5 protein-coding genes are annotated in these 6,056 nt (G+C 44.5%); 1 reads left to right on the forward strand and 4 read right to left on the reverse strand.

Annotated elements, in window-relative coordinates; translation table 11 throughout:
* From carB to QZ735_RS18085, 3 genes are all read right to left on the reverse strand, one after another.
* A partial coding sequence (gene carB, locus QZ735_RS18075) for a carbamoyl-phosphate synthase large subunit (RefSeq protein WP_294251532.1) occupies positions 1–1,281 on the reverse strand: 1,281 nt, incomplete at its 3' end.
* Between the two features lie 152 nt (positions 1,282–1,433).
* Complete coding sequence (locus QZ735_RS18080; protein ID WP_294251534.1) at positions 1,434–2,516, reverse strand: carbamoyl phosphate synthase small subunit; 1,083 nt, start codon at positions 2,514–2,516, stop codon at positions 1,434–1,436.
* Between the two features lie 113 nt (positions 2,517–2,629).
* Complete coding sequence (locus QZ735_RS18085) at positions 2,630–3,526, reverse strand: aspartate carbamoyltransferase catalytic subunit (RefSeq protein WP_294251537.1); 897 nt, start codon at positions 3,524–3,526, stop codon at positions 2,630–2,632.
* A gap of 362 nt (positions 3,527–3,888) precedes the next feature.
* Between QZ735_RS18085 and QZ735_RS18090 the strand changes: the two genes are divergently transcribed.
* Entirely contained in the window at positions 3,889–4,350 is a 462-nt protein-coding gene (locus tag QZ735_RS18090; RefSeq protein ID WP_294251541.1) for an Lrp/AsnC family transcriptional regulator, read from the forward strand.
* Positions 4,351–4,745: 395 nt separating this feature from the next.
* Here the strand turns inward: QZ735_RS18090 and argH are convergent, their stop codons facing one another.
* Complete coding sequence (gene argH / locus QZ735_RS18095) at positions 4,746–6,050, reverse strand: argininosuccinate lyase (protein WP_294251545.1); 1,305 nt, start codon at positions 6,048–6,050, stop codon at positions 4,746–4,748.
* Positions 6,051–6,056: the final 6 nt, after the last annotated feature.

Here is a 6,056-nt window from a genome sequence, read left to right on the forward strand (position 1 = left end):
CCTGATTCTTCTTTCGATTTCTTCTTCTGTCAGCGCCTGGGCCTGTTTGGTTTTTAGTCCCAGGTGCTTGATTCCTGTTTCCAGGGAACGGATGGCTTTCTGTAACGACTCCTCGAAATTTCTTCCAATGGCCATTACCTCACCTGTAGCTTTCATCTGGGTGGATAATCTTCTGTCCGCCGTTTCGAATTTATCGAACGGGAATCTCGGGAATTTGGTTACCACATAATCCAGAGCCGGCTCGAAGCACGCGTAGGTTTTTCCCGTTACCGGGTTCATGATTTCATCCAGTGTCAAGCCTACCGCGATCTTCGCAGCGATCTTTGCAATCGGGTATCCCGTTGCTTTGGAAGCTAAGGCTGATGACCGGGAAACCCTAGGGTTTACCTCGATGATATAGTAGTTGAAAGAGTGCGGGTCTAAAGCCAGCTGTACGTTACAACCTCCTTCGATTCCCAGTGCTCTGATGATTTTCAGGGAAGCATTTCTCAACAGTTGGTATTCTCTGTCGGAAAGGGTTTGTGAAGGAGCTACGACGATGGAATCTCCGGTGTGTACCCCAACCGGGTCGATGTTTTCCATATTACACACCACGATCGCATTGTCGTTGGCATCACGCATTACCTCGTATTCGATTTCTTTGAAACCGGCAATGGATCTTTCGATCAGACACTGTGTTACCGGGCTGTACTTTAATCCCAGTTCTGCAATTTCCTTCAGCTCTGCTTCAGTTGAAGCGATTCCGCCTCCTGTTCCGCCCATGGTAAAGGCCGGACGGACAATTACCGGATACCCTATTTCCGCAGCAAAACTCAGGGCTCCTTCCACCGTGTTTACGATGTCCGATTCCGGAACCGGCTCGTTGAGCTCCCTCATCAGCTCCCGGAAAAGATCCCTGTCTTCCGCTCGGTTGATCGCTGAAAGCTTGGTTCCCAAAACTTCCACTTTACATTCTTCAAGGATTCCTGATTTTTCAAGCTCTACCGCCATGTTCAGTCCGGTCTGGCCTCCCAGTGTCGGCAGCAATGCGTCCGGGCGTTCTTTTCTGATGATGTGACTTACAAACTGAAGGGAAATCGGTTCGATATACACCTTGTCTGCGATTTCCACATCCGTCATGATTGTTGCCGGGTTGGAATTGATCAGGATGACCTTATAGCCTTCTTCTCTTAAAGATAAACAAGCCTGTGTTCCTGCATAATCGAATTCTGCTGCCTGACCGATGATGATGGGTCCTGATCCGATTACCAAAATTGTTTTTATATCTGTACGTTTTGCCATTTTAAATTTTTAAATTTTTCCGTCACGGAGGTTATCCGTATTCATTGTTGTTTTGCACGGTTTTGGCCGTGGTTATTGTTGTTGAACCATTTCATGGTTCGGTTGATATATCGTTGCATCATGCGGATGAAACCGATATATATTACGGATTGTTAAACCAGTACGCTTTTAAATTCGTTCATCATATCGATGAAATCATCAAACAGATAATTTGCATCCTCCGGACCAGGGCTTGCTTCCGGGTGGTACTGTACGGAGAAGCAAGGGTGGATCTTATGTCTTAGTCCTTCATTAGTTCTGTCGTTCAGGGCGATATGCGTCTCGATAAGGTCCGTGTCTTTTAAACTTTCCTGATCTACGGCATATCCGTGGTTCTGGGAAGTGATGGCCACTTTGTTTTTCTCTACATCCAGCACCGGGTGGTTTCCTCCGCGGTGTCCGAATTTCAGCTTAAATGTTTTTGCGCCGCAAGCCAGACCGATCAGCTGGTGTCCTAAGCAGATCCCGAAGATCGGCACTTTCCCTAAGATTCCGCGGATCATTTCCAGGGCCTGCTGGTTGTCTTCAGGGTCGCCGGGACCGTTGGATAACATAACGCCATCAGGATTCATCAGCAGGATCTCTTCTGCCGTTACATCCTGGGAAACAACGGTAATGTCACAGTTTCTCTGAGAGAGTTCGCGGATGATTCCCAGTTTGGAACCGAAATCCACCAATACTACTTTTAAGCCTCTTCCCGGATTAGCGTACGGTGTCTTGGTAGATACCGTTTCCACCTGGTTGGTCGGGAACGTGGTTGATTTCAGTTCTGCAACCACCGTGCTTTCGTCGGCATCGGCATTTACGATTTTTCCTTTTACAACGCCGTGGTTACGAAGCACTCTGGTAAGCCTTCTGGTATCGATGCCGGAAATTCCAGAAAGATTTTTCTTTTTAAACAGTTCATCCAAGGTGATCTGTGTCCGGAAATTGGACGGGAAATCGCAGAGTTCTTTCACGATCAGCCCTTTGATGGCCGGCTCGATGCTTTCATAATCATCACGGTTAATACCATAATTACCGATAAGCGGATAGGTCATGCAGACAATCTGTCCGCAGTAGGAAGGATCGGAAATAAGTTCCTGATATCCCGTCATCCCGGTATTGAAAACCACTTCGCCTGCCGTTTCCAATGCTGCTCCGAAACCTTTTCCATGAAATACTTCACCGGACTCCAGTATTAATTTTTTCTTCATTTTAAACTTTTATCTCTTATTATTTTATTTTGTACAATGTCGGTTGTAGGATTGTAAAATGTACGGTACTGAAATGAGTTTTGTTTACGATGTACATTTTTACTGTATACGTTTTACAATGATTTGAAAGTATACCCTTCTTTTTCCAAAGCTTCTTTTAATATGGCCATTCTTGCGAAAACGCCATTCTGCATTTGCCTGAAAACCCTTGAACGTTCGCATTCCACCAGATCGGTATCGATTTCCACGCCGCGGTTGATGGGTGCCGGGTGCATGATGATCGCTTCTTTCTTCATGGCTTTCTCCCTTTCTTTCGTCAATCCGTATTTCCTGTGGTATTCTGAAGCGGAGAAGCTCATCTTGGCGTCATGTCTTTCGTGCTGGATTCTCAATAACATCAAAACATCCACTTCATGAATCAGTTCGTCAACGCTCAGGTACGTTCCGTTGATCAGGGCCCCTTCGTCGAACCACTGTTCCGGGCCGGAGAAATACACCTTTGCGCCTAATCGTCTCAGTGCTTCGGCATTGGAATTGGCTACCCTGCTGTGTTTTACGTCACCTACGATGCCAACTTTCAGGCCTTCAAATTTTCCGAATTCCTGGTAGATCGTCATCAGGTCCAGCATACACTGGGACGGGTGGTTTCCGGTTCCGTCGCCGCCGTTGATCACGGGGATTTTAATGTTTTTCAGTTCATCAAAATAACGGTCTTTTTTATCTCTTATCACGACCAGGTTTACCCCTAAGCTTTCGATTGTTTTTACGGTATCGTATAGACTTTCCCCTTTGTTTACGGAACTGTTGGAGGCATCGAAAGGAACCACCTGCAGGCCTAATTTCCTTTCGGCAATATCAAAACTTGTCTTGGTTCTGGTGCTGTCTTCAAAGAAAAGGTTGGAACAGAAAACCTCGCCTTCTATTTTGGCAGTCTTTCCTTCCGCAAAAGCCAATGCTTCCTGTACTATACGGTTGATTCTCTCGGTGCTTAGTTCTGTAATCGTAAACATAATATTCTAAAATTTTCACAAAAAAAAAGCGAAGAAAATATCTTCGCTTAAAATAAATAAATATCGTAAAGGGCGTCTACGCCCGGTAATTCTAATGATATAAATACTGTGTTATTCATTAGGTGCAAAGATACAACAATTTTAAAAACAGGCCAAATAAAATTTATAATAATCTGTAAATTTATACTGCCTTTCTGCAATCTCTCAGCAGACCGTGAAACGGGCTTATTTTAATATATACCGGTACTGCTGATAAGGCGAGCTTTCTCATCATTTCGCTTCATTTACCAAAATTAAAATACCACAATCTTTATCCGGTTTCATTTATAAACACTATTTTTGCCAATACTCAAGTTTAGGATATGGATTTAAAAGACAAAATGATTCTCAGCATTATTCAGGACAATTCCACACTTTCGGTAAAGGAAATTTCAGAAAGGATCGGGCTTACCTTTACCCCGACTTACGAGCGCATCAAGCAGCTTGAGAAGCAGGGAATCATTGAAAAATACGTAGGCCTTCTCAACCGTGAAAAGCTGGGACTGAATATTGTGGTATACTGCAATATCCGGCTGAAAGAGCAGTCCCAGAAAGTCCTTGAGTCCTTTGAAAAAAACATCGGGAAATATGACGAGGTACAGGAAATCATCAGCCTATCCGGGGAATATGATTATATGCTCAAGATCATTGCGAAAGACATCAATTCCTATAATGAATTCGCCGTGAACGTGATTTCCAATATTCCCAACATCGGGCAGTACCACAGCTCCATCGTACTTCATGAAGTGAAGAAGTCTACGAAGTTTAAGATTGACCTGGAGTGATGTAAAAGCAAAATTTTACTTGAAGTACGACCAACTTCTGGAAGCGAAGCAATGCGGCACACTTGCTGATAAAGTTCATACCGGAACGTAGAGGTATATTTTATTTAATCAATCAGCTTGCTGATTAGTACCAATTCTTTGTACCCTTATTCATCCCTACCGGCAGAATAGAAAATTTTGCCTTGGAGATTTTTATCGATAAGTCTTTTACAGACCTATATGCTGCCGTCATCAGCACTTCAGACCTTCAAATTTTCAGGAGCTGATCCGGCTCTCCGCTCATACTCCTCGCTCCGGCCCACCTCAACCGCTCCGATGCTACACCCGCCGTTCTCCAAGCTTTCCCGCCCCGCTGTGGGGTAACCGCTGCGATCCGGGCTATTATAATAAAGAGGTTATCCTAACAATTTATTTTTCACTTTATTGAATTGGTGTTCAATTTTATCCAGACAAAGATTCCCGATGCTTCCCTGGTGGGTATGCTCTACGTTCTCTATTTTAAAATCGAATGCATTGTTTTCGATCACCTGCCCTACTTTTACATAAGCATCCCGGAAGGAGCTGCCGTTTTTTACTTCTTCATTGATTTTCTCTACGCTGAACAGGTATTTGTACTTTTCATCTTCTAAAATGCCGTCTTTTACCTGAATATGGGGCAGCGTATAGTTCAGAATCTCCAGGCATTCTTTCAGTGAATCAATGGCCGGGAACAGGATCTCCTTCGTCAGCTGCATATCGCGGTGGTAACCGGACGGAAGATTGTTCGTCAGCAAAATAAACTCATTCGGCAACGACTGTATCCTGTTGCACCGCGCGCGGACCAGTTCGAAGATGTCCGGGTTTTTCTTGTGCGGCATGATGCTGCTTCCCGTTGTAAATTCTTTCGGAAAGCTGATGAAATCGAAGTTCTGGCTCAGGTACAAACAGACATCGTATGAAAATTTCCCTAAGGTTCCTGCCAGGGTCGCCATCGCCATCGAAAGCAGTTTCTCCGATTTCCCACGGGTCATCTGGGCATAGACCGAATTGTAGTTCATCGACTGGAAGCCCAGATTATAGGTAGTGCTTTCCCGGTCGATCGGAAATGAGGAACCGTAACCGGCTGCCGAACCCAACGGATTTTTATTAATGATATTTTTCACGGAAAAAAGCATTTCCATATCATCCAGCAGCGCTTCCGCATACGCGCCGAACCATAATCCGAAGGAGGAAGGCATCGCGATCTGCAAATGGGTATAGCCCGGAAATAACACCTTTTTATGTTGTTCCGCCAGTTTGATCAACAGCTGGAAAAACCCATCCGTCAGCACCGTGATTTCCCGGATTTCATCCAGCAGATACAGTTTGATATCCAGTAAAACCTGATCATTCCGGGACCGCGCGGTGTGAATTTTCTTTCCGGTATCACCTAATTTCTCTATTAAAACCGATTCGACCTGCGAATGAATGTCCTCCGCATTTTTATCGATTTCAAAATTTCCGTTTTCTATATGTCCTAAAATTCCCGCTAAGACAGACAGCATTTGTTCCGACTCTTCATCAGAGATAATGCCGACTTCCGCCAGCATTTTGCAGTGTGCCATGGAACCTTTAACATCATATTTTGCCAGGCGCTCGTCGAAATCGAGGTCTTTGCCAACCGTAAAAGTATTGACTAATATATTAGTGGCATTGTTGTCTTTCTGCCATATTTTTTTCATAAGTTT

The sequence above is a fragment of the uncultured Chryseobacterium sp. genome (genome assembly GCF_913776365.1).
Lineage (GTDB): Bacteria > Bacteroidota > Bacteroidia > Flavobacteriales > Weeksellaceae > Chryseobacterium.

What these genes read in the sequence shown, in the direction of transcription:
- QZ735_RS18080 (WP_294251534.1), bottom strand. Translation starts at nt 2,516, where the DNA reads ATGAAGAAAAAATTAATACTGGAGTCCGGTGAAGTATTTCATGGAAAA.
- QZ735_RS18085 (WP_294251537.1), bottom strand. Translation starts at nt 3,526, where the DNA reads ATGTTTACGATTACAGAACTAAGCACCGAGAGAATCAACCGTATAGTA.
- QZ735_RS18090 (WP_294251541.1), top strand. Translation starts at nt 3,889, where the DNA reads ATGGATTTAAAAGACAAAATGATTCTCAGCATTATTCAGGACAATTCC.
- argH (WP_294251545.1), bottom strand. Translation starts at nt 6,050, where the DNA reads ATGAAAAAAATATGGCAGAAAGACAACAATGCCACTAATATATTAGTC.